This is a genomic window from Actinomadura sp. CNU-125 (genome assembly GCF_001942465.1).
Lineage (GTDB): Bacteria > Actinomycetota > Actinomycetes > Streptosporangiales > Streptosporangiaceae > Spirillospora.
On the sequence record NZ_MKJY01000474.1, the window covers coordinates 1 to 2,193 of the forward strand.

Here is a 2,193-nt window from a genome sequence, read left to right on the forward strand (position 1 = left end):
CCCACGTCCCGCGCACCCGCGGGCCCGCGGCGTCCCCGGCCGTCCCCGCGCCCGTCCGATCGCCGCCTCCGCCGCACGTCCGGCTCGTGGCGGCGTCCATGCCGCGGACCATCGACCACGCTCCGGCGGCCGACTTCCCTCCGGCCGCGGACGGCTCTCCCGAACATCACGCGGGTGTCGGCGCGGCGCCCGTCCTCGTCCCGCCGTCCGGGTCCGTTCGACCCGGCGGCCGTCCCGGGAAGGAGGTGAGCCGCCAGTTCCCATCCGAACCGGCCATGCGCCGGTGACCCGAAGGCGGCCGGTACTCCGTCCGACCCCCGTCTCGGCCGCCGCAACGCAGTAAGGGATCGCTGCGGAGCCAGGGCCCGTCGAGGTGCACGCACCTCGCGGGCCCTCGCTCATGCGCGCCGTGCGGCGGCGCGGGAAAGCGTCAGACGCCGGCTTCGGCGGGGCGCTCGCCGGACGCCTGCAGCGCGCGGGCGTCCCGGACGATCCTGCGCTCGACGAAGAACGTCATCAGCGGGACGATCCCGCCCAGCACGATGTGCACCATCCGGTTCAGCGGCCAGCCGGTGCGCCGCCACAGGTCGTAGGCGGCCGCCAGGTAGACCATGTAGAAGAAGCCGTGGATCGGGGACACGATGCCCGCCATCTCGGGCATGTCGGTCGGACCGTACTTCAGGACCATGCCGATCACCAGGAGCACCAGCAGGGTGCCGACCAGCATGGCGAGGATCCGGTACCGGGTCACCGCGCCTTCCACAATCACACCTTTCCTAGGCCACGGTCGGCCGCGTCTCGGACGCGCGCCCGGGCTCGTGCGGGGTCAGTCGCGCCGGTGGCTCTCGGAGTTGAGCCGCGCGAGATAGCGGTTGTAGGCCGCCAGCGTGGGGTCCTCTTCCTCCTGCTGCCGGATGATCTCCCGCTTGACCGCGGCCTCGGCGGGCTCCTCGATCACCTTCGGCGCGGGCGACTCGACGCCGTCCCGCTCGTCCCGGATCATCTTGATCCACATCACGACCACGAAGATCGCGAAGATCGGCCATTCGAAGGTGTAGGCCCAGCTGCGGTCGTTGCCGGCCTGGGCGCGGTCGTACTGCCACCAGCCGAAACCGAGGAACGCGCCGCACAGCACGATCGCCAGCGCATGCAGGCCGAGCCAGCCGGGAGTGAGGAACCGTCGCACGTCACCGAGACTACCCCGCGGTTTCCGGAGACCGCGCACACCCCCGTCACAGCGGCGGGCCGACGTAGACGGCGCGGGGACGCAGCGGGGCGCCCCGCCCGTACTCCTCGATGGCGTGCGCCAGCCACCCGGCGGTGCGCGCCACCGCGAAGACCGCCTCGCCCGCGCCCGGCACGAACCCGGCGACCGCGCCCAGCAGCACCAGCCACAGAAGTCGATGTTCATCGCGGGCAGGCGGCGGCGCGCGGCCTCGGCGGCGACGGCCCGCGCGACCGCGATCCGCTCGTGCCCCGGCGCCGCCGCCGCGACGAGGTCGAGCAGGACCGCGGCGCGGGCGTCGCCCGCCTTGTACACGCCGTGCCCGAACCCGGGGATCCGCTCCCCGCCGCGCAGCCGGTCCCCGACGACGCGCGGCACCGCGTCCGCGTCCGGGATCTCGGCGAGCATCCGCTCCACCCCGTAGGACGCGCCGCCGTGCAGGGACCCGCCGAGCACCCCCAGCCCGGCCGCGACGACCGCGTAGGGCCCCGCCGGACGGACGCGGCGACGCGCGCGGCGACCGTGGACGCGGCGAGCTCGTGGTCGGCGAGCAGGATCATCGCCGCCTCCAGCGCACGCAGCGGCCCGGGTGCGGGCGGGTGCGGGCACAACCGCCCCCACAGGCGTTCGGCGACGCGCGCGCCCGGCCCGTCCGGCCCGCCGGACAGCGGCGGCAACGCCTCGACCAGGCCCGCGACAAGGGCCCGCCCGGTCACGGCGACGCCCTCGGGGTCGAGGTGGTGCCGCAGCGGGTCGGTGACGGCGAGGGCGGTGACGATGAGCTGCAGCCGATCGAGCGGCAGCGTCCCGTCCGGCAGGCCCGACTGCGCCGCGACCGCCGCCGCGCCGTCCGGGTGCGCCGCCCACGCCGTCCCGTCCGCGCCGGGCGAGCGCTCGAAGGACGCGGCAGGCCGGGAAGCTCCGCCGGGCGCGGAGGACGGTGCGACGCGGAGCCGCCGGAGGCGCGG

General features: G+C 75.8%; 3 protein-coding genes and 1 pseudogene. All 4 read right to left on the reverse strand.

Features of this window, described 5'->3' with window-relative positions; genetic code table 11:
• Positions 1-430: 430 nt before the first annotated feature.
• Positions 431-763, reverse strand: coding sequence for a DUF3817 domain-containing protein (locus tag BJF79_RS38005; RefSeq protein ID WP_075904636.1), 333 nt, complete (start codon positions 761-763; stop codon positions 431-433).
• Between the two features lie 63 nt (positions 764-826).
• Positions 827-1,186, reverse strand: a complete 360-nt coding sequence (locus BJF79_RS38010) for a hypothetical protein (protein ID WP_075904638.1) — start codon at positions 1,184-1,186, stop codon at positions 827-829.
• A 46-nt stretch (positions 1,187-1,232) separates the two neighbouring features.
• Complete coding sequence (locus BJF79_RS63575; protein ID WP_262403168.1) at positions 1,233-1,388, reverse strand: citrate/2-methylcitrate synthase; 156 nt, start codon at positions 1,386-1,388, stop codon at positions 1,233-1,235.
• Positions 1,389-1,453: 65 nt separating this feature from the next.
• A pseudogene (locus BJF79_RS67775) lies at positions 1,454-2,043 on the reverse strand (citrate/2-methylcitrate synthase); the annotation flags it as partial.
• Positions 2,044-2,193 lie beyond the last annotated feature (150 nt).